The 19936-nt window shown below is 73.3% G+C and carries 18 protein-coding genes; 6 read left to right on the top strand and 12 right to left on the bottom strand.

Annotated elements, in window-relative coordinates; all coding sequences use genetic code 11:
• Positions 1-107: 107 nt before the first annotated feature.
• On the top strand, positions 108-539 hold the full coding sequence (locus tag KLI87_RS00305) for a Fur family transcriptional regulator (protein WP_308165789.1): 432 nt from the start codon (positions 108-110) through the stop codon (positions 537-539).
• 27 nt (positions 540-566) lie between these two features.
• A complete protein-coding gene (gene katG, locus KLI87_RS00300; RefSeq protein WP_156217476.1) occupies positions 567-2795 on the top strand; it encodes a catalase/peroxidase HPI in 2229 nt (742 codons plus the stop codon).
• 58 nt (positions 2796-2853) lie between these two features.
• Here the strand turns inward: katG and KLI87_RS00295 are convergent, their stop codons facing one another.
• Entirely contained in the window at positions 2854-3288 is a 435-nt protein-coding gene (locus tag KLI87_RS00295; protein WP_214615390.1) for a Fur family transcriptional regulator, read from the bottom strand.
• A 142-nt stretch (positions 3289-3430) separates the two neighbouring features.
• Between KLI87_RS00295 and KLI87_RS00290 the strand changes: the two genes are divergently transcribed.
• Positions 3431-4855: an AAA family ATPase gene (locus KLI87_RS00290; RefSeq protein ID WP_214615389.1), complete on the top strand. Its 1425-nt coding sequence runs from the start codon at positions 3431-3433 to the stop codon at positions 4853-4855.
• Entirely contained in the window at positions 4852-5721 is an 870-nt protein-coding gene (locus KLI87_RS00285) for a hypothetical protein (protein ID WP_214615388.1), read from the top strand. The genes KLI87_RS00290 and KLI87_RS00285 overlap by 4 nt, the downstream gene beginning before the upstream one ends.
• Positions 5722-5724: 3 nt before the next feature.
• Here KLI87_RS00285 and KLI87_RS00280 read toward each other — a convergent pair whose 3' ends face one another.
• The 5 genes from KLI87_RS00280 to KLI87_RS00260 form a co-directional block, all read right to left on the bottom strand.
• Positions 5725-7011: a serine/threonine-protein kinase gene (locus KLI87_RS00280; protein ID WP_214615387.1), complete on the bottom strand. Its 1287-nt coding sequence runs from the start codon at positions 7009-7011 to the stop codon at positions 5725-5727.
• Between the two features lie 3 nt (positions 7012-7014).
• Positions 7015-9027, bottom strand: coding sequence for a PQQ-binding-like beta-propeller repeat protein (locus KLI87_RS00275; RefSeq protein ID WP_214615386.1), 2013 nt, complete (start codon positions 9025-9027; stop codon positions 7015-7017).
• A 183-nt stretch (positions 9028-9210) separates the two neighbouring features.
• Positions 9211-10185, bottom strand: a complete 975-nt coding sequence (locus KLI87_RS00270) for an alpha/beta fold hydrolase (RefSeq protein WP_214615385.1) — start codon at positions 10183-10185, stop codon at positions 9211-9213.
• Between the two features lie 85 nt (positions 10186-10270).
• Positions 10271-10756 carry a flavin reductase family protein gene (locus KLI87_RS00265; protein WP_214615384.1) on the bottom strand — a complete coding sequence of 162 codons (486 nt, stop codon included), beginning with the start codon at positions 10754-10756 and terminating at the stop codon, positions 10271-10273.
• The gene (locus tag KLI87_RS00260; RefSeq protein WP_156217480.1) at positions 10753-11748 is read right to left on the bottom strand and encodes an LLM class oxidoreductase; all 996 of its coding nucleotides are present in this window, start codon (positions 11746-11748) and stop codon (positions 10753-10755) included. The genes KLI87_RS00265 and KLI87_RS00260 overlap by 4 nt, the downstream gene beginning before the upstream one ends.
• An 84-nt stretch (positions 11749-11832) precedes the next feature.
• Between KLI87_RS00260 and KLI87_RS00255 the strand changes: the two genes are divergently transcribed.
• Positions 11833-12426 (top strand): TetR/AcrR family transcriptional regulator, encoded by a 594-nt coding sequence (locus KLI87_RS00255; protein WP_156217481.1) that lies wholly within the window; start codon positions 11833-11835, stop codon positions 12424-12426.
• On the opposite strand, the gene KLI87_RS00250 is transcribed toward KLI87_RS00255, so the two are convergent.
• Positions 12427-13287: a formylglycine-generating enzyme family protein gene (locus tag KLI87_RS00250; RefSeq protein WP_250903514.1), complete on the bottom strand. Its 861-nt coding sequence runs from the start codon at positions 13285-13287 to the stop codon at positions 12427-12429.
• Positions 13288-13426: 139 nt separating this feature from the next.
• Between KLI87_RS00250 and KLI87_RS00245 the strand changes: the two genes are divergently transcribed.
• A complete protein-coding gene (locus KLI87_RS00245) occupies positions 13427-13813 on the top strand; it encodes a VOC family protein (protein ID WP_214615382.1) in 387 nt (128 codons plus the stop codon).
• A gap of 19 nt (positions 13814-13832) precedes the next feature.
• Here the strand turns inward: KLI87_RS00245 and KLI87_RS00240 are convergent, their stop codons facing one another.
• The 5 genes from KLI87_RS00240 to KLI87_RS00220 are packed head-to-tail and all read right to left on the bottom strand — an operon-like array spanning position 13833 to position 19912.
• On the bottom strand, positions 13833-14825 hold the full coding sequence (locus KLI87_RS00240) for an NAD(P)-dependent oxidoreductase (protein WP_214615381.1): 993 nt from the start codon (positions 14823-14825) through the stop codon (positions 13833-13835).
• Positions 14822-16153: a nucleotide sugar dehydrogenase gene (locus KLI87_RS00235; protein WP_214615380.1), complete on the bottom strand. Its 1332-nt coding sequence runs from the start codon at positions 16151-16153 to the stop codon at positions 14822-14824. The genes KLI87_RS00240 and KLI87_RS00235 overlap by 4 nt, the downstream gene beginning before the upstream one ends.
• Before the next feature lie 8 nt (positions 16154-16161).
• Complete coding sequence (locus KLI87_RS00230; RefSeq protein ID WP_156217486.1) at positions 16162-17403, bottom strand: cytochrome P450; 1242 nt, start codon at positions 17401-17403, stop codon at positions 16162-16164.
• A 19-nt stretch (positions 17404-17422) separates the two neighbouring features.
• Complete coding sequence (locus tag KLI87_RS00225) at positions 17423-18517, bottom strand: hypothetical protein (RefSeq protein WP_214615379.1); 1095 nt, start codon at positions 18515-18517, stop codon at positions 17423-17425.
• A 27-nt stretch (positions 18518-18544) separates the two neighbouring features.
• Positions 18545-19912, bottom strand: a complete 1368-nt coding sequence (locus tag KLI87_RS00220; protein ID WP_156217488.1) for a condensation domain-containing protein — start codon at positions 19910-19912, stop codon at positions 18545-18547.
• Positions 19913-19936 lie beyond the last annotated feature (24 nt).

Genomic DNA, 19936 nt, shown 5'->3' with positions numbered 1-19936 from the left:
CCCGGGCCGCGGCGGTCCGCCGTCCTGCCGCGAGCGCGGGCAACGGCTGGGCAAAGATGGCCGTTCCAATCTTGACTCGTTCAAGAAAGCGCGCGAGTCTGTGGTGCGTGGCGACGCCCATGGACTTCCGGCAGATGCTGCGCGGGGCCGCGCTGCGCGTGACCCGTCCCCGCCTGGCGGTGCTGAGCGCGGTGCACGCGCATCCGCACGCCGACACCGACTCGATCATCGGCGCCGTGCGCGCCGATCTCCCGGCGGTGTCCCACCAGGCGGTGTACGACTCGCTGCGCGCGCTCACGGCGGCGGGTCTGGTGCGGCGCATCCAGCCGTCCGGCCATGTGGCCCGGTACGAGTCACGGGTCGGCGACAACCACCACCACGTCGTCTGCCGGTCCTGCGGTGAGATAGCCGACGCCGACTGCGCGGTCGGTGAGGCGCCCTGTCTCAGCGCGTCCGACGACAGCGGCTTCTCGATCGACGAGGCCGAGGTCATCTACTGGGGCCTGTGCCCCGGGTGCGCCACCGCCCAGAGTTCCTGATGCGCACTGCTTAGCCCTGGAGGAACCATGTCCGAGAACAACGAGAGCATCGCCAACGACAAGGCCGCCGAAGCCGGAGGCGGGTGTCCGGTCGCGCACACGCGCGCGCCCCACCCGACCCAGGGCGGCGGCAACCGGGGCTGGTGGCCGGAGCGGCTCAACCTGAAGCTCCTCGCCAAGAACACCTCGGTGGTCAACCCGCTGGGTGAGGACTTCGACTACGCCGAGGCGTTCAACAGCCTCGACCTGGACGCCGTGAAGCAGGACCTCGCGCGCGTCCTCACCGACTCGCAGGAGTGGTGGCCCGCCGACTTCGGCCACTACGGCCCGTTGATCATCCGGATGGCGTGGCACAGCGCGGGCACCTACCGCGTCAGCGACGGCCGCGGCGGCGCCGGGGCGGGCCAGCAGCGCTTCGCGCCCCTCAACAGCTGGCCCGACAACGCGAGCCTCGACAAGGCCCGCCGCGTGCTGTGGCCGGTCAAGCAGAAGTACGGCCGGAAGATCTCGTGGGCCGACCTGATGATCCTCGCCGGCAACGTCGCGCTGGAGACGATGGGCCTGAAGACCTTCGGCTACGCCGGCGGCCGCGAGGACGCCTGGGAGGCGGAGGAGGACGTCTTCTGGGGCCCGGAGACCACCTGGCTGGACGACGAGCGCTACAGCGGCGACAGGGAGCTGGAGAACCCCCTGGCGGCGGTGCAGATGGGGCTCATCTACGTCAACCCGGAGGGCCCGAACGGCAACCCCGACCCGCTCGCCGCCGCGCGCGACATCCGCGAGACGTTCGGCCGGATGGCGATGAACGACGAGGAGACCGTCGCGCTGATCGCCGGCGGCCACACCTTCGGCAAGGCGCACGGCGCGGCCCCGGGCGACAGCATCGGCCCCGAGCCCGAGGGCTCCCCGCTGGAGGACCAGGGCCTCGGCTGGAAGGGCACGCACGGCACCGGCAAGGGCCGCGACTCCTACACCAGCGGCCTTGAGGTCACCTGGACGGCCACCCCCACCACCTGGGACAACACCTTCTGGGACAACCTCTTCGGCTACGAGTGGGAGCTGACCAAGAGCCCCGCCGGGGCGCACCAGTGGCGGCCGAAGGACGGCGCCGGGGCCAACACCGTCCCCGACCCCGAGGACGGCACGCTGAACCGGCAGCCGATGATGCTGACGACCGACCTGTCGCTGCGCTTCGACCCGATCTACGAGCCGATCTCGCGCCGCTTCAAGGACAACCCCGAGGAGTTCGCGGACGCGTTCGCCCGCGCCTGGTTCAAGCTCACCCACCGCGACATGGGGCCGGTCGCCCGCTACCTCGGCCCGGAGGTCCCCGCCGAGACGCTGATCTGGCAGGACCCCGTCCCCGCCGTGGACCACGAGCTCGTCGGCCCGCAGGACGTCGCCGAGCTCAAGGCCCGGCTCCTGGACTCCGGCCTGTCGGTCTCCCAGCTCGTCGCCACCGCGTGGGCGTCGGCCGCGTCCTTCCGCGGCACCGACAAGCGCGGCGGCGCCAACGGCGCGCGCATCCGGCTCGAACCGCAGCGGAGCTGGGAGGTCAACAACCCGAGCGAGCTGGCGACGGTGCTGCGGACGCTGGAGCGGGTGCAGGAGACCTGGAACGCCGAGCAGACCGGCGGCAAGCGGATCTCGCTGGCCGACCTGATCATCCTCGGCGGGTCCGCGGGCGTCGAGCGGGCGGCCAAGGACGCCGGCCACGACATCGAGGTGCCCTTCACCCCCGGGCGCACCGATGCCTCGCAGGAGCAGACCGACGTGGAGTCGTTCGAGGTGATGGAGCCGGCGCACGACGGCTTCCGCAACTACCTCAAGAAGGGCCACCTGCTGCCGGGCGAGTTCCTGCTGATCGACCGGGCGAACCTGCTCACGCTGAGCCCGCCGCAGATGACCGTGCTGCTCGGCGGCCTGCGCGTCCTCGGCGTGAACCACGGGCAGTCGTCCCTGGGCGTCCTCACCGACCGTCCCGGCACCCTGACCAACGACTTCTTCGTGAACCTGCTCGACATGGGCACGGTGTGGAAGGCGACGTCGGAGGAGGCGGAGACCTTCGAGGGCCGCGACGCCTCGGGCAAGGTCCGGTGGACCGGCAGCCGCGCCGACCTGGTGTTCGGCTCGAACTCCGAGCTGCGCGCGGTCGCGGAGGTCTACGCGAGCGACGACGCCGAGGAGAAGTTCGTCCAGGACTTCGTCGCGGCGTGGGTCAAGGTCATGAACCTCGACCGCTACGACCTCGCCTGAGCGTCCCGGCGGCGTCCAGGCCGGCCCGGTTCCGGGTCGGCCTGGACGTTTCCGCTGTTCAGGGGGTCTTCGGGCGGCAGTTCGGGCACAGGCCCCAGAACGTCACGTCGGCCTGGTCGACCAGGTAGCCCTCGTCGTCGGACGGGTCGAGGCAGGGCGCGGCCCCGACGACGCAGTCGACGTCCTTGACCGCGCCGCAGTTCCGGCACACCAGGTGGTGGTGGTTGTCGCCGACCCGCCCCTCGAACCGGGCGGGGCCGCCCGCCGGTTCGATCCGGCGCACGAGGCCCGCCGCCGTCAGCGCGTGCAGCGCCTCGTAGACGGCCTGGAGCGAGATGTGGCCGACGCGGTCGCGCACGCCGGAGGCGATCGTCTCGGCGTCGAGGTGGTCGCCGGCGCGGACGGTGTCGAGCAGCGCGACGCGTCCGGCCGTCACCCGGAGGCCGGCACCGCGCAGTTCCTCGGCGATGGACGGGGCGGACGGAGCGGTCACGGCAACCGAACCTGCCCTTCACGAATCATGAACGACTCAAGTCAACAAATGACATCAGTCTAAGTCACTTTTCCCATGATGCGCCGTCGGCGGGATCGGGCGCGGGAGGGGTCCCGGCGCCGTTCGGGGAGGCTTGGCGGCCATGCGCGAGACATTCAGGGCGGAAGTCCGCCAGATAGCGGGGGCCATCGCCTTCGAGACCGTGATGCGGCACGGCGACGCCCTGGCCAGATCCCCCCATGCCGAGCGGCTGATCGAGGCGATCGCGCGCCGGACGGCCGCCGAGATCGCGCACGAGATCGCCGACGAGCGCGCCGCCCGCGCCGAACAGCTCCTGGCCGCCGCGCGGGAGGCGGCCGGGGAGACGGCCGCCGCCACCGCGCGCGAGATCGCCGGGGCCGCCGCCACGGCCGCCGCGTCCGAGGCCGCGGCGGCCTCGCTGGCGGAGGTGCGCGCGGCCGTCGAGGAGGACGTGCGCGCGGCGCGCGCCGCCGCCGAGAACGACCGGAAGAACGCGTGGGCCGCGCTGCGGGACGCGCGCGAGGGCGCCAAACGGGACCTGCGGGCCGGCCGGGACTCGCTCAACGAGGCGCGCTCGGCCGTCGAGGAGGAGGTGAAGGCGGCCCGCTCGGCGGTCGGGGAGGAGCTGAAGGGCGCCCGCGCGTCGCTGGCGCGGACGCGGGAGGAGATGACGCGGCACATCGACCGGTTCGCCCGCGAGGAGGCCGCCCGCGTCGTCGCCGAGGTCGTCGCCGGAAACGTGCCGCCCGTCGTGGAGGTCAACGTCGAGGGCGCCCTGGCCCCGGTCCGGGTCGGCGGCCACACCCACCGGCTGCTCCCGGACGTGCTGCTCGCGCTCGGCGCGGGCTGCCACGTGCTGCTCGTCGGCCCCGCCGGGACCGGCAAGTCGATGATGGCCCAGCAGGCGGCGGAGGCGTTCGAGCAGGAGTTCCACGCGCTCTCGCTCGGCCCGACGACGCCGATGAGCAAGATCTTCGGCTACTACGACGCGCACGGCCACTACCACGGGACGCCGTTCCGCCGCGCGTTCGAGCACGGCGGGCTGATGCTGCTCGACGAGCTGGACAGCGGCCACCCCGGGCTGCTGGCGGAGCTGAACCAGGCGCTGTCGATCCGGTCGTGCGCGTTCGCCGACGGCATGGTCGAGGCGCACCCGGACTTCCGGCTCGTCGCCACCGCGAACACCTACGGCACCGGCGGCGACCGGCAGTACGTGGGCCGCCAGGCGCTCGACGCCGCGACGCTGGACCGCTACATCGTGATCGACGTGCCGGTGGACGAGGGCCTGGAGGAGCGCCTCGCGCTCGGGTTCGCGCCCTCGCGGCAGGACGAGGCGATGCGGGTGGTCGAGGAGGTGCGGCGGCTGCGGGCGACCGCCGCCGAGAAGCGGCTGCCGGTGATGTTCTCGCCCCGGGCCAGCATCGACGCGGCGCGCCTGCTCCAGGCGGGCGCGAGCGTCGAGCAGGCCATGCGCTGGCGGGTGGTGCGGGGCATGTCGGCCGCGCACCGCTCGGCCCTCGGCCTCGCCGAGGACGGCGCGGCGTGACCGACGCGGCGCCCCGGCACGGCGACACCGTCCACGCGCTGCCGCCGATGTGGTCCTGGCAGGAGTTCGTGGACCGTGCCCGCGCCCCCGACACCATCGAGGACGGCGAGGGCCGGGGCTGCGCGGACGACTGGGCCGGGGCGACCTGGGAGGAGGCGCTGCGGCTCGCCGAGGACGGCTGGACGACCGTCCTGCCCGAGGTCGACGCCGAGGTCGCCGAACTGCGCGAGCGGGTCGGCGCCGAGGTGCTGACCACCGCGCTCGTCCCCGCGTGGGATGTGACCGGCAGCGAGGTCGACATCGGCGCCTACCTGAGCGGCGAGCCGGAGTGCATGGTGGACGCGGTGCCGCAGCGCATCTCGACCCGCGGCCGCGTGGTGACGTTCTTCGTTCCGGCCGGATACGTGCACACGACCCCGCACTCGGCCGTCCACCACCGGGGCGTGGCGCTGGCCGCGCTGTGCTCCTCGATCATCGCCGCCGGGCACAGCGTCGAGATCTGGTCGGGCTTCTGCCCCTACGTGAGCGCGACCGACCGCTACGCGTCCATCGCGCGGGTGGTCTCGGCGGCCGAGCCCTTCGACATGGGACGGCTGATGTTCGTGATGGCGCATCCGGCGATGCTGCGCCGCCTGTGGTGCGCCGTCTGGGACAGCGCCCCCACACCGAACGCCCTCACCATGTGGAGCGAGAACTACGGGCACGCCTCCTACGAGTGCTTCCCCGAAGACCTCCCGGAGGGCATCGAGGACCCGTACATCCTCCCGTTCCTGTCCCCGGCCGACCCGCAGTGGAGAACGGCGGAATCAGCGATCGCGTGGTGCCGAGAGATGTTCACCAGCCTCGGCCTGCTGCGCGCGGCCTGACGGCTAGGCGTCGCCTTCGCCGCCGCCGCTGGTGCTTCCGCCTCTGCCGCCTGACCCGTTGAGGATCCGGTCCACGAACACGCGGTAGTCGACCTCGCCGTTCGGGTGCCGGTACCGGATGCGCCACGGGACGGACGGCGGGTACGCCGGGATGTCCACGGCGGTCTTCCAGGGCAGCGCGACGTTCCGGAGCGTCGTGCTCCTCCCGCCGACCGTGTAGGTCAGCGACGTCAGCCGGACGTCGCCGGTCAGCCGGATCTCCAGCACGCGGGACCGCGCGGCGGGCACCGCCGACGCCGTCCTCAGGGGCGTCGGGGCCGCGCTCCCCGGCTCCCGCGCCTCCTTCTCCGGCGGCTCGCCGTTCTGCTGGAGGAGCAGCGCGCCGGCGGCGCCCCCGGACAGCGCCGCGACCAGCACGCCCGCGCCCGCCAGCAGCACGCGCCGCCGCGCGGGCTCCGGCGCCCGGGGCGCCGGGGGGTTCTCGATCTCGGTGATGTGCCGGTGGATCTCGTCCCGGATCGGCGGCGGCCATGCCGAGGGCGCGCCGGGTGCGAGCGATCCGGCGAGGTCGCGCAGCCCGGGACGGGACGCCGGGTCGGGCCGCAGGCACCCGGCGACCACCGCCCGCAGCGCCTCGTCGGGGACGGCCGCGGGGTCCCCGGGCGGCTCGCCGGTGCATGCGAACGCCAGCGTGGCGCCCAGGGAGTAGACGTCGGACGGCGGCCCGGTCGCCGCCCCGGCCTCCTGCTCGGGCGAGGCGAACCCGCGCGACCCCGCCGGGCACCCCGCGACCGGCGCGCCGTCCCGCGACCCCTGGGCGATGCCGAAGTCGATCACGCGCGGGCCCTCGGCGGTGAGCAGCACGTTCGCCGGTTTCAGGTCGAGGTGCGCGTACCCGGCGCGGTGGATCAGCGTGAGCGCCTCGGCCAGCCCGGCCGCCAGCGCGCGCGCCGCGTCCGGCGGCAGCGGGCCGAACCGCCGGACGGCGTCGCGCAGCGACACCCCCGGCACGAATTCGGTCGCCATCCAGGGGCGCCGCCCGCCGGGGTCCGCGTCGAGCAGGCCGGGCCCGTACAGGCCGCCGACCGCGCGGGTCGCGGCCACCTCGCGGTGGAAGCGTGCGCGGTGCTCCGGGTCGTCGACGAACTCGGCGTGCATCATCTTCACCGCGACCGGGCGCCCACCGGCGGACCGGCCGAGGTAGACGACCGCCATGCCCCCCGACCCGGCGCACGCCATGATCCGGAACCGCCCGACCGACCTCGGGTCGCCCTGCTCCAGCGGTCGCACCGGCTAGACCCCGTCCGGCGGGGTGAGGGCCAGCACCGACCCGTCGGCGGTGCCGACGAACACCGACCCGCCGACGGCGACCGGCGCGGACGTCCGGATGGTCACATCGGCCGGGTACCGCCACCGCGTGTGCCCGTCGGCCGCGTCCAGCGCGTAGACGTTGTGGTCGGCGCAGCCCACGTACACCGTGCCCCCGTCGACGCCGAGCGCGTTCCACTGGTTCCGGGACGTGGTCGCGAACAGCCGCCGCGACCACAGCGGCTCGCCGGTCGCGGCGCGGACGGCGAGGACGTCCCCGGCGGCCGTGCCGAAGCAGACCAGCCCGTCCCCGGCCGCGAATCCGGAGCTCTCGTAGACGTCCTTGCCGATCTGCCGCTTCCACACGAGCGCCCCGGTGTCGGCCCGCAGCGCGTGCACCGTGCCGGGGCCGTCGCAGACGAACACTTGGCCGTAGCACGCCTGCGGGTAGTGGGCCCAGGTCGCCGGGTACCTCCACCTGAGCCGTCCGGTGCCCGCGTCCAGGGCGGATACCGCTTTCCTGTCGGCCGCGACGACGAGGTCGCCGTCCACGGCGATGCCCATCTCGGCGCCGACGCGCGTGGTCCAGCGCCGCCGCCCGGTGCGCGTGTCCAGGGCGGTGACGGTCTCGTAGCCGAAGCAGGACACGTCCTCGCCCGCCACCGGATACATCGGGACCGCCTCGGACGACCAGGGATACCCCCACCGCTCGGCCCCGGACGAGGCGCGCACCATGCGGATCTGTTCGAAGAAGTGGTCGTACAGGAACACCTCGTCGCCGACCACGCTGAGGTGGTCGATGCCCCACGAGTTCCGTTCCCAGAGGGTGCGGCCCGTTCTCGGGTCGAGCGCGTGCAGCCGGCCCTCGGAATGCGCCAGCACCACCCCGCCGGGGGCGGCGAGGTCGGGGTAGTAGTCGCCCACGCTCGCCTTCCACCGCCGCACCGCGAGCGGCGGCGGCCGGGTCGGCGAGGGCCGGGCGGTCGGCGACGCCGGCCCGGGTGCCTCCCGCCCGCCGCCTCCGCCCCGCGACAGCGCGACCAGCGCCGCGCCCACGCCGGCGAACGCCAGCGCCGCCGCCGCGCCGCCGACGAGCAGGGCGCGCCTGCTCACCGGGGGCTCGCCGTCCTCGGCGGGCGGGCGCTCGGGCGGGTTCCGGGCCTCGTGCGCGCGGACGTCGATGGCTGCGGCGATCCCGTCCGGCAGCCACCGGGCGCCGTGCGCGGGGCCCGCCCCGTCGAGCCTGGCCAGCAGCTCGCCGGCGGACGGCCGCAGCTCCGGCTCGGGCTGGAGGCAGTCCTCGATCAGGTCGCGCAGCCACGCGTCCTCCAGGTCGCCGAGCCGGGCGTCGACCCCGTCGCGGGACGGCTCGGCGCCGGTCGCGGCGAACGCGAGCACGGCGCCGAGCGAGTACACGTCGCTGGACGGCCCGACCCTGCGCCCCGCCGCCTGCTCGGGCGACATGAACCCCGGGGTGCCCGGGTTGAAGCCCACCCGGGTGATCGTGACGGCGTCCTCGGGCCGGGCGATCCCGAAGTCGATCACCCGGGGTCCCCCGGCGGTCAGCATGATGTTCGCGGGCTTCAGGTCGCGGTGGGTCAGCCCCGCCCGGTGGATGTCGACCAGCGCCTCGGCGAGCCCGGCCGCCAGCGTGCGGACGGCCGCCGCCGGGAGCGTGCCCTGCCCGGCGACCGCCTCGCGCAGCGTCACCCCCGGCAGGTAGGCGGTGACCAGCCAGGGCGCCGCCGCCTCCGCGTCGGCGTCCAGCACCGGCGCCGTGAACGCGCCGCTGACCGTGCGGGCCGCGCCGATCTCCCGCCCGAACCGCGCCCGGTACGTCGCCTCGCCCGCGTGCCGGGCGCCGATGACCTTGACCGCCACCGTGCGGCCGCCGGGCGAGCGGCCGAGGTAGACCACGCCCATGCCGCCGGTGCCCAGCCGGGCCAGCAGGCGGTAGCGGCCGACCCGTCCTGGATCGTCCGGCCGCAACCGCTCCACGCCCCTGCCTTCCCCACGCGCGTCCTGAGATCACACCGCCCCCATAATGGCGCCCGCACTCCCGGTCCGGAAGCCGGGACGCCCTGGTTGGTAATTCGACTCACAAGCGCGAGCCGAATTGAGCCGGACGATCACTTGGGGCGAATATCGGCGGGCCTCCAAGCCGCTTTTGATTACTCGGTGTCAGCGCGCGAGGGTGGCCAGGGCGTCGATTACCGGGGCGGGGTCGAGCGGGCCGAGGTGGGAGGCGCCCGGGAAGTCGTGGACGCGGAACCGGTTGCGCGGCGTCAGCTCGTCAGCCTCGGCGATCATGCGGTCCTGGAGCGCGGTGGCGATCGTGCGGTCGTCACCGAAGCGCAGGTAGGTGCGGGGGAGGCGGCCCCAGGTCTCGGCGCGGCCGACCGCCCGCCCGGCGTAGGCCCTGGTGGGCTCGTCGGTCTGGATCATGCCCAGCACGCGGCGGAAGGCGTCGTCGGGATAGTCCGCGCACATCATCGCCTTGAGCGCCGCGAGGTCCTTGGCGTCGCCCGTGCGCGGATTCAGCCGCATCACGCCGAGCCGCTCGGAATCACCGATGATCTGGTCGTAGGGAATGAGCGCCTCCTTGTTCTCGGGCGCCGCCGTGCAGTCGTCCGGACTGGGCATGCTCCGGCTGGGGCAGAACGCGGCCATGTAGCAGATGTGGTGCAGCAGGTGCGGGACGGCGTCGCCGACCCGGCTGACCGAGGCGCCGCCCAGGCTGTGCCCGACCAGCACGACCGGGCCGAGCGCGGCGGCCCGGCGCACGACGCCGGTGACGCGCCGCTCGTAGTCGTCCAGGCCGAGGCCCGCGAGCGGCGACGGCTCGGTGGCGAGGGCCGCGAGGTCCTGCCGCTGGTAGGACTCGGGGACGAACGCCTCCGCGCCGTGCATGGGCTGGTCGATCGCGACGACCCGGTGCCCCCGCAGGGAGAGTTCGCGGGCGATCGGGAGCCAGAAGGCCCCGGCGCTGTGGGTTCCGTGCACGAGGACGTAGGTGGTCGGCCTCCGGCGCGTTTCCGCCCTGGCCTCCGGTGCGCCGAGCCCCGCCGCGAGCGCGGCGCCCCCCGCGGCCAGTCCGAGCCCTCGCATCGCCGCCCGCCGACCGGGCAGCGCCGGTCCGGTGTGATCTGTGGTCATGGCCACGACGCTAGGGAGCGGCCGGACGCCCGGATATGGGCCTGGCCTCCCCCGCGGGGTGGGCCTGGCACCACATCCGGTCGCGTCACGGGCCCGCCGTCACGTAGCCGCCGCCGGTGAAGATCAGCGGGGGCTCCGCGACGCGCGCGGGGATCACCTCGACGACCTCGCCGACGAACAGCGTGTGGTCGCCGAGCCGGATGCGCCGCCGCACCCGGCAGTCGAAGGCGACCAGGCTGTCCAGCAGCAGCGGGTTCCCCGTCGCCAGCGTCGGCCGCCACCGGATCCCCGCGAACTGGTCCGCCTCCATCGGCGCGCTCGCGGCGAACCGCTCGGCCTGCTCCCGCTGGTCGCGGGCCAGGACGTTGACGGTGTAGGAGCCGGTGTGGTGAAGGATCTCGTGCGTGCGGGCCTGGACGCCGACCGACGCCAGCAGCGTCGGCGGGTCGGTCGAGACCGAGAGCACGGCGTTCATCGTCATCGCGTGCGGCCTGCCCTGGCAGCGGGTGGTGAGCGCCACGACGCCGGTCGCCAGGTGCCGCATCGCCCACCGGTGCTCCTCGCCCGTCACCACACGGGCGCCTTGGGCGCGGGCCCGGTGAGGGCCGGGAAGTGCGGGACCACCTCGGTGGCGATCTGCTCGACGACCTCGGCGGCCGGACGCGAGCCGTGCTGGACGCCGAGCGCCGCGTGGTTGATCCCGACCTCCTGCCAGCGTCCGAGCAGGTCGATGAGCCCCTTGGTGCCGGTGCGCATGACGAATCCGGCGCGCAGCGGCGTGGGCGGGTGGTTCGCGTCCTCGACGAGGTCGATCCACTCGTTGGTGGCCACGGGCTTGAACCGCCCGCCGGGGACGAGGTCGCGCCACTTCTTGGCGCTGCGTCCGAGGGCGCTGGTGCCCATCGAGGTGTAGGGGTCGCCGGGGTAGGTGAGCCAGCCGTCGGCGTGCTCGGCGTTCCACTCCGCCTTCTGCTGGGACGACCCGGTGACCAGGATCGGGATGCGGCGGCTGACCGGCTTCGGGAGCAGATCGACGTCCCGCATCTGGCCGAGCGGGGACGACACGACCGGGCTGCGCTTCTCCAGCAGCGTGCGGAACATGTCGACCGCCTGGCGGAAGCGCTCGCCCCGCGTCTCGTAGTCCACGCCGTAGGCGGGGAACTCGGCGGGCCGGTCGCCGCTTGCCGCGCCGAGGATCAGCCGGCCGCCCGACAGGTGGTCGATGGAGGCCGCCTGCTTGGCGAGGTCGATGGGGTGCCGCAGCGTGAAGATCGCGCTGCCCGCCGCCAGCGCCGCCTCGCTGGTGTGCGCGGCCAGCCAGGCGAGGTAGGTCCAGGGGTCGTAGACCTGGCCGATGTCGCCGAAGCTCGGGACGGTCAGCGGGACGTCGCGGACCCAGATGGCCGAGAACCCCGACCGGTCGGCCAGCTTCACCGCCTCGCCCTGGCCGGACATCTTCGCCATGTCGCCGGAGTAGGGCCACAGGGGCAGGAACAGGCCGACGGTGAGGCGGCCGGGCGCGAACATCCGCTGGAATCCGGGGTGGTCGTCCAGCAGGGTCATCACGGGCCTCCAAGTAGAGCGTTCGTTCTAGTGACGGTCCATGAGTAGCACTAGAACGAACGTTCTATCAAGTACGATGAGGCGATGGACGCACCTCCGGCCCCCCGCGCCCCCGCCGACGGCACCCGTACGCGGATCGTGCGCGCCGCCGCCGTGCTGATGCAGCGGCAGGGCTACGAGGCGACCGGCATCAAGCGCATCGCGCAGGACGCCGGTGCCACGCTCGGCTCGGTGTACCACTTCTTCCCCGGCGGCAAGAAGGAGCTGGCCGTCGAGGCGCTGCGGCACGGGGCGCAGGAGTTCACCGACCTGCTCCGCACCGGGCTCGACAGCAGCGACGACCCCGCCGAGGCCGTCGCCGAGTGCGCCCGGCTGCTGGCGCGGACGCTGCGCGACTCCGACTGGACCGACGGCTGCCCGGTCGCCGCGACCGCGCTGGAGTTCATCGGCCGCTCGCCCGCGATCCAGCTCGCCTCGGAGGAGGCACTGGGGAGGTGGCGCGAGCTGCTGGCGGGCAAGCTCGGCGCGGCCGGGATCTCCGACGAGGTCGCGCGCGAGCTGGCGTGCTCGGTGCTCAGCACCCTCGAAGGCGCCGAGCTGCTGTGCCGCGTCTCGGCGAGCGAGGAGCCGCTGCACATCGCCGGCCGCCACCTGGCCCGGCTGATCCGGTCCTTCTGATCAGTCGTCCCGGGCGCAGCGGAAGCCGTGCGCGAACGACGACCAGCCGGTCGGGTCGCCGTGCATGCGCTCGCTGCACCGGGTCTGGTAGCGGAAGTTCATCCAGGAGCCCCCGCGGATGACCCGGTAGCGGCCCATGGCCGCCCGCAGCGTCGGGTCGCATTCGGTCGAGGCGTCGTAGAGGTGGGAGAGCGTCGAGGTCCATTCGTAGACGTTCCCGGCCATGTCGGCGCAGCCGTACTCGCTGTCGCCGCGCGGGGAGAACGCGCCGACCGGGGACGTCCGCGGGACCGGGCCGTCCTGCGCGCACGTCGTCCGCCACCACGCCTTCCACGCCGCGAGCGTGTTCAACGCCCCGGCGTGGAACTCGGCGGTGTTGGCGTTGCCGGTGTCCCACTTGTCGCCCCACGGCCAGATGCGGAATCCCGGGCCGCCGCGCGCCGCGAACTCCCATTCCGCCTCGGTCGGCAGCCGCTTCCCCGCCCACGCCGCGAAGGCGACGCAGTCCTCCCAGGAAACATGGACGACGGGGTGGTCCCGCATTTCCGCCGAGCTGGTCCCGGGCCCGCCCGGCGCGCGCCAGCACACGCCGTCGATCTCCTGCCAACCGCGCTCGGTGTAGACGAGGCCGTAGCCGCGCGCCTCGGCGTCGGTGACATGGCCCGTGCTCTCGGTGAACCGGGCGAACTCGGCGACCGTGACGGGATGGCGGTCGATCCGGTAGGGGGCGAGGGTCTGGACGAACTGGGGCGTCTCATCGCCGAACCAGATGCGGGGCAGCGGCTGGTCGTTGTCGTCCAGCCAGTCCAGCAGCCACGGCGGCGACCCCTGGAGGAATTCGCCTCCGGGGACCCGTACCATTTCCCCCACCGCGTCCTCCCAAAGGTCGTTGGTGCCTTTCCAAGAGCACCATGGCCGCGCCGTTCCGGACATCTCCCCGATTGCTCGCCACCGCCGCTATGATCGCGATTTCCGAGCGCAAAGGATGGCCCTCGTGGAGATGAAGATCGAGGTTGTCCCGGTTCCCGTCTCCGACCTGGACGCGGCGAAGGACTTCTACGCGAACAGGATCGGATTCCACGTCGACATCGACAGGGTCGTCCCCGGCGGAAGGCGCGTCCTGCAACTGACGCCGCCCGGGTCGGGATGCTCGATCCACCTGGTCGAGGGCGCGAACCCCGTGGTCGGGCTGACGGTCGTCGTGCCCGACCTCCGCGCGACCCACGCCCGGCTCACCGCGTCCGGCGCCCCGGTGTCGGAGGTCATGCACCACGAGGGCGGCGAGCGGGTGCCGGGCTACAGCGACGAGCCGTGGAGCGCCATGGCCTCCTTCACCGACCCGGACGGAAACCACTGGGTCGTCCAGGAGCGTCCGTCCGGCCCGTGAGGCTCAGGTCCCGTGAGGCTCAGGTGGCGCCGCTGTCGAGCTGCGCCAGCCAGCGCGGGTTCGCGCGGGCCCACTCGATCGTGCGGGCCAGCCCCTCGCGCAGCGTGGTGCGCGGCGTCCAGCCGAGCAGCTCGCGGGCCTTGGTGTTGTCGGGGACGCGGCGCGGCAGGTCCTCGTAGGTCGCGCCGAACGACCGCGAGGTGTCGACCGGGATCGTCGGCGCCTCGGTCCCGGTCAGCTCGGTGATGAGGTGGACGGCGTCGGTGATCGTGGTCTCCGTCGTGCCGCCGACGTTGATGGCCTCGCCGGGCGAGTCCGGGTGCGTCCCGGCGAGGAACGTGCCCTCGGTGACGTCGTCGACGAAGGTGAAGCAGCGGGTCTGCTTGCCCTGGTCGTAGACGATCGGCGGCAGCCCGTTCAGCGCCCGGTGCACGCTGCGGCTGACGAGGTAGGCGGGGCGCTGGCGCGGCCCGTAGACGTTGAAGTAGCGGACGATCGTCGCGTCCAGGCCGTGGGCGCGCGCGAACGCGAACGTCAGGTGCTCGGTCAGCGCCTTGCTGGAGGAGTAGGCCCACCGGTCGGTGGTGGTCGGGCCGAGGACGCGGTCGTCGTCCTCCCGCCAGGGCACGTTGGGGTTCTTGCCGAACACCTCGCTGGTGCTGGCGACGACCAGCCGCGTCCCGGCCTTGGCCGCCAGGTCCAGGACGTTCCTGGTGCCGGTGACGTTGATGTCGATGACCTCCAGCGGCCGGGCGAGGTACTGGTCCACCCCCACCGAGGCCGCCAGGTGGTAGACGACGTCCACGCCGGACCGGATCGCCCTGCCCAGCGCGTCCCGGTCCCGGACGTCCCCGCTGACGTGCTCGCTGACCTGACCGGCGGCGCGCGAGTCGGCGGGGGACTCGGCCGCGTCGAACACCGTCACCCGGTGGCCGCTCGCGACCAGCCGCTCCACCAGGTGGCTGCCGATGAAGCCCGACCCCCCGGTGACGACCGCGTGCGGGGCGCTCATCGCCCGATCCCCCGGTACCGGTAGCCCAGCTCGCGAAGCATGGCGATCTTCTCCTTGGAGTAGTAGGCGCGGCCGTCCAGCAGCAGGCAGGAGGCGGCGACGGGCAGCGCGGCGAAGTCGATGCCGGTGAACCGCTCGTGCAGCGCCAGGACGGCGACGCAGTCGGCGTCGCGGACGGTGTCCTCCAGCGACGCGTCCGGCCGCGTCCCGACGAGCCGTTCGGCCTGGTCGGGGTCCACGAGCGGGTCGTGCGAGCGCACCGCGACGCCCGCGCCGAGGAGTTCGGCCACGACGTCGCGGACGGGGGTCGCCCGCAGGTCGCCGGTGTTGTTCTTGAACGCCAGGCCGAGGATCGCGACCGTCGACTCCGCCGGGTCCTTGCCGCGCTCGCGCAGGTCGTCCAGGATCAGCCGGGCGGTGTAGGCGGGCATCCCCGCGTTCGCCCGCCGTCCGACCTGCGGGGTGTGGATCTCCAGCCCGCGCGAGGCGGCGGTCTGCCACACCATCCACGGGTCCTTGGTCAGGCACGACCCGCCGACCCCGACGCTCGGCATCAGGATGTTGACGCTGCCCTTGCCCTTGGTGATGGAGTTGGCGGCGGCGATCACGTCGAGCACGTCGACCCCGAACAGCGAGCAGAACTGGGCCAGCTCGTTGGCGAGGGCGATGTTCAGGTCGATCCACCAGTTGTCGGCGAGCTTGACGATCTCGGCGGACTCCAGCGAGTCCTGCGGGATCACCTGCACGTTCAGGGCCTTCTGCCAGAACGCCATCGCCTCGGTGGTGCTGCGCTCGTCGAGCCCGCCGACGACGATCGGCAGCGTGCGCAGGTCGGTGAGCGCCGTGCCCTCGGCGAGCCGCTCGGGGCTGAAGGCCAGCAGGAAGTCGCGCCCGCCGACCAGGCCGCCCGCCTGGAGCAGCGGCAGCACCAGCTCGCGGGTCGTGCCCGGCGGCACGGTGCTCTTGCAGATGACGAGCTGGCCCTCGCGCAGGTGGCGGGCCAGCTCCGTGCACGCGCCGCGGAGCTGGTCCTCGGCGAGCGTCATGGCGTCGGTGATGGGCGTCCCGACCGCGATGAGCACGACCGGGGCCTCGGCGACGGCGGCGTAGTCGGTGGTGGCGCGCAGGCGCCCCTCGTCCAGGGCGCGCCGCGCCGCGCCCGCGACGCCGGGCTCCTGCGAGCGGACGACGCCCGCGCCGAGGTCGGCGACGAGGTCCGGGTCGTTGTCCACGCCGATGATGTCGAAGCCCGCGTCGGTGAGCGCCGTGGCGACGCACAGCCCCACGTATCCGAGCCCGATCACGGCGATCGTCTGTCTGTCCGGCATGACGGTCCTCACCAGGTGACGGGGAACGCCAGCAGTCGCTGGACGGTGGCGTCGTTGAAGGCGGGTATCTCGGCGACCGGGACGGCCGGGCGCAGCGAGGGCAGGCGCTTGGTGAGCGCGCGGAACGCGATCCGCAGCTCCAGCTGCGCCAGGTTGTGGCCGAGGCAGCGGTGCAGCCCGTAGCCGAACGCGAAGTGGTGGTCGGGCGGCAGCGTGATGTCGAGCGCGCCCGGGTGGCCGGTCACGCTCGGGTCGAGGTTGGCCCCGGCGAAGCTGACCAGCAGTCCGTCACCGGCCTTGATGACCTGCCCCGCGATCTCGATGTCCTCGGTGGCGACCCGCGCGAGCTGCTCGACCAGCGAGGTGTGCCGCAGGATCTCATCGACCGCCGCCGGGATCAGCGTCTCGTCCTCGACGAGCGCCTCGTACTGGCCGGGGGTGTCGAGCAGGGCCAGCGTGCCCAGCGCGATCGCGCTGGTGGAGGTGACCGTGCCCGCGACGAGGATCGCGAACGCGAACTGGACGAGCTCGCCGGGGGCCATCCGCCCCTCCGCGACCTCGGAGTCGAGCAGCTCGGTCAGCAGGCCCTCGCGCAGGTTCGCCCGCCCGTCGCCGACGAGGTCGGTGAGGTAGCCGGTCAGCTCCTCCATCGCCGCGTCCGCCCGGTCGGGGTCGAACAGCTCCCGCGCCGGCTTCTCGAACCGGTCCCGGTCCTCGTAGGGGACGCCGAGGAACGCGCAGACCACCATCATCGGCACCGGCGCGGCGAACGCGGTCATCAGGTCGGCGGGCGGGCCCTGCGCGAGCAGCGCGTCCACCCGCTCGTCCACGATCCGCTCGATCTCGGGACGGTGCGCCGCGACGCGCCGGGCCGTGAAGTGGGGGAGCAGCATCTGCCGCTGCCGGGTGTGCTCGGGCGGGTCGACGCCGAACAGCGCGCCCGCGAAGCCGCCCTCCTCCTCCTTGGCCATCTCCCTGGTGCCGCGCATGTGCAGGTGCCGCGGGTCCAGGACCGGGTAGTCGGGGAAGCCCGACCGGCTGGACATGCGCTTGTCCGACAGCAGCGCGCGCACCTCGGCGGGGCCGGTGGCCAGCCAGGTCGTCCGGCCGTCGTAGAGCCGGACGCGCTGGAGCGGCCCGGCGGCGTGCAGCGCGGCGGTCCCGTCCGGCGCCCGGTAGGGGCATTCGCGGGTGAGCGGGTAGTCCGGCAGGTCGCCGGTGGGGCTGGGGTCGACGGGTGTGGCCGTCATGGGGTCCTCCTGCCGGCGGTCAGCGGTGCGCTTCTTGGAAGCCGATGTGGGCGTAGTGGTCGGCGATGGCGTGGAACGACTCCTTGGGCTCCAGCCGGTAGTCGGAGCCCGCGTCGGCGAAGTCGTCGCGGATCGTCTTGACGATGCACATGCTGGCGGTGTCCAGGTCGAGGCTCGGGTCGAAATGGTGCGGATGCGTCGGGTGGACGAGTTCGGAGACGGTCGCGCCGCGGACCCCGGCCTCCTGGAAAATGCCGAGCATCTTCAGGTGGTAGGCGGCCTGCGCGCTCTCGTCGCGGGTGTAGGAATCCAGCACGCGGGGCGGATCCTGGTAGCGGTCGACGATGTCGTAGAAACGGAACGCCATCTTCTCGGCATCGGTGTAGGTGGCGGTTCCGTATTCCGCGATGTCGATCGGCTTGTTCCATTTGCGGTAGGGGCTGATCAGGCTGATGTGGTCGGCCGCCGCGGGCAGATATGTCGGCAGGTACTGGTACATCAGCGCGATGCTGTCGAACGGCGTCCAGTCGACCTGCTCGAAGGGCGCGGCCGAATAGCTGAGCGGGCCGTCGAAGATCGAGCGGGCCGTGGCGGCGGCGCGTCCGAGGAAGTCGTTGAGCGGGCCCGCCGCCTCGGTGAAGTCGATGCGCCCGTCGGGCTCCAGCAGGTAGTGGTCAAGGTCGGCGTAGGCGTTGGCCATCCGCTGGTGGTAGGGGTGGCCTGGGGCGATGCCCGGCGTGAAGATCAGGTGGACGGCGCCGACCGTCAGCTCGACGTCGCCGCCGTCGGCGCGCAGCGCCTGCGCCAGGCGCGCGCCCTCGGCGAGGTGGTCGAGGATCTCGTCCTGGGTGTGGTCGACCAGCCGGGGCTGGAGCCGCACGCGCAGCCCGTTGTCGAGCGCCGCCGAGGCGGTCGCGGCCAGCCGGGAGTGGTCGGTGCCGTAGACGGTGACGGCGTTGCAGTTCAACTGGTCGCTGATGAGGGAGATCTCCTCGACCATGTGGTCCTCGTTCCACATGATCCGCGACAGTTCGCCTTGGCCCGTGCTGAAGTTGGTCCCGGTGTCGTAGGCGACCCCGCGCAGGGCCAGGCTTGCCGGTTCCGGCGTGGCCATTCCGCTCCCCTTTTCGCTAGGTGTTCGTTAGAGGTTCTTCAGTTCCTGGTCCGGACGGGAAAGCACCCGCGACAGGACGCGCTGGAAATCGATGGTCAGCTCGACCATCGACTCGCTGGTGAAAAGGTTGCTGAGATAGCCGACGCTGCCGACGATTCCGGGGGCGTTCAGCTCCAGGTTCCACAGCGCGCCGTCGGGCAGCGCGGAACCGACCGGCTGCGGCAGCATCCGGCGCCGCATCGCGGTGTAGGACAGGTCGCCGACGGCCTGGTCGGCCATGATCAGCGGCGACTGGACGACCTGGAAGGCGAGGTCGGCGGTCCGGTCGGTGCCCGCCGCGTCCAGCAGCTCCGGGGCCGCCGCGAGGATGTCGTTGAACGGCAGCTCGTGCGTGTGCGCGGCCAGGCAGGTCCGCCGCACCGCGGCGAGCACGTCCGCGAACGTCCGGCAGGGCGCCAGGTCCACCCGCAGCGGGACGAAGTTGTAGAACGAGCCGACGGTGTCGAGCATCCGCGACTGCATCCGGCCGGGGGTGAACGTCGGCGCGACGATGTCCTCGCCCCCGCCGCGCTCGCGCAGCAGCAGGGCGTAGGCGGCCAGCAGCACCATGAACGGCGTGGTGCGCGTCGTCCGGGCCAGGCGCAGCACGGCCGTGCGGAAGTCCTCGGCCAGCAGGAACCGGTGCCAGGACGTCGCCGCGGGCAGCCCGGCGCCGCGCGCGTGGTCGGTCGGGACCGGCGTGATCCGCGCGCCGCGCAGGGTGTCGCGCCAGAACGCGCGCGACGCCTCCGCCGCCGGGCCGCGCTCGTACTCCCGCTGCCACGCGACGAACTCGCGGTACTGCCCAGGATCGGGCAGGACGGCCGGACGCCCCGCGCGCCGCGCCGCGTACAGCTCGGCCAGGTCCCGCACGACGAGCTGCATCGACCAGCCGTCGACGGCCGTGTGGTGCGCGGCCAGCGCGAGCACCGCGTCGCGCTCGTCGAACCGGCCGAGGACCGCGCCGATCAGCGGCGTCCGCTCCATCGGGAACGGCGTCGACTCGACCTCGTTGACCAGCTCCTCCGCCTGGAGGTCGCGCGACCCGCCCTGCCCGGAGAGGTCGTGGACGGTCAGGCTCGGCGACCCCGGCCCGCCCACCACCTGGCAGGAGTCCTCGCCGTCGCGGACGAGCGAGGTGCGCAACGACTCGTGCCGCACCACCAGGTCGTCCAGCGCGCCCTGGAGGGTCGCGACGTCGAGCGGGCCGGAGAGCCGCCAGCCGCCCACGATCGTGTACCAGGGGCCGAACGGCCCGGCGTCGGTGCCGGAGTCGATGAGCCGCAGGAAGTCCTGCTGGAGCGAGAGCGGGATCCGCTCCGCCTGCGCGGTGGCGGTTCCGTGCGGGTGTGACATGCCCTGTCCTTTCTCGTGTCACCG

It is taken from the genome of Actinomadura sp. NEAU-AAG7 (assembly GCF_018603865.1).
GTDB classification, from domain to species: domain Bacteria; phylum Actinomycetota; class Actinomycetes; order Streptosporangiales; family Streptosporangiaceae; genus Spirillospora; species Spirillospora litoris.
The sequence above is the reverse complement of the archived record's forward strand: the minus strand, read 5'-3'. Positions and strand labels throughout refer to the sequence as shown.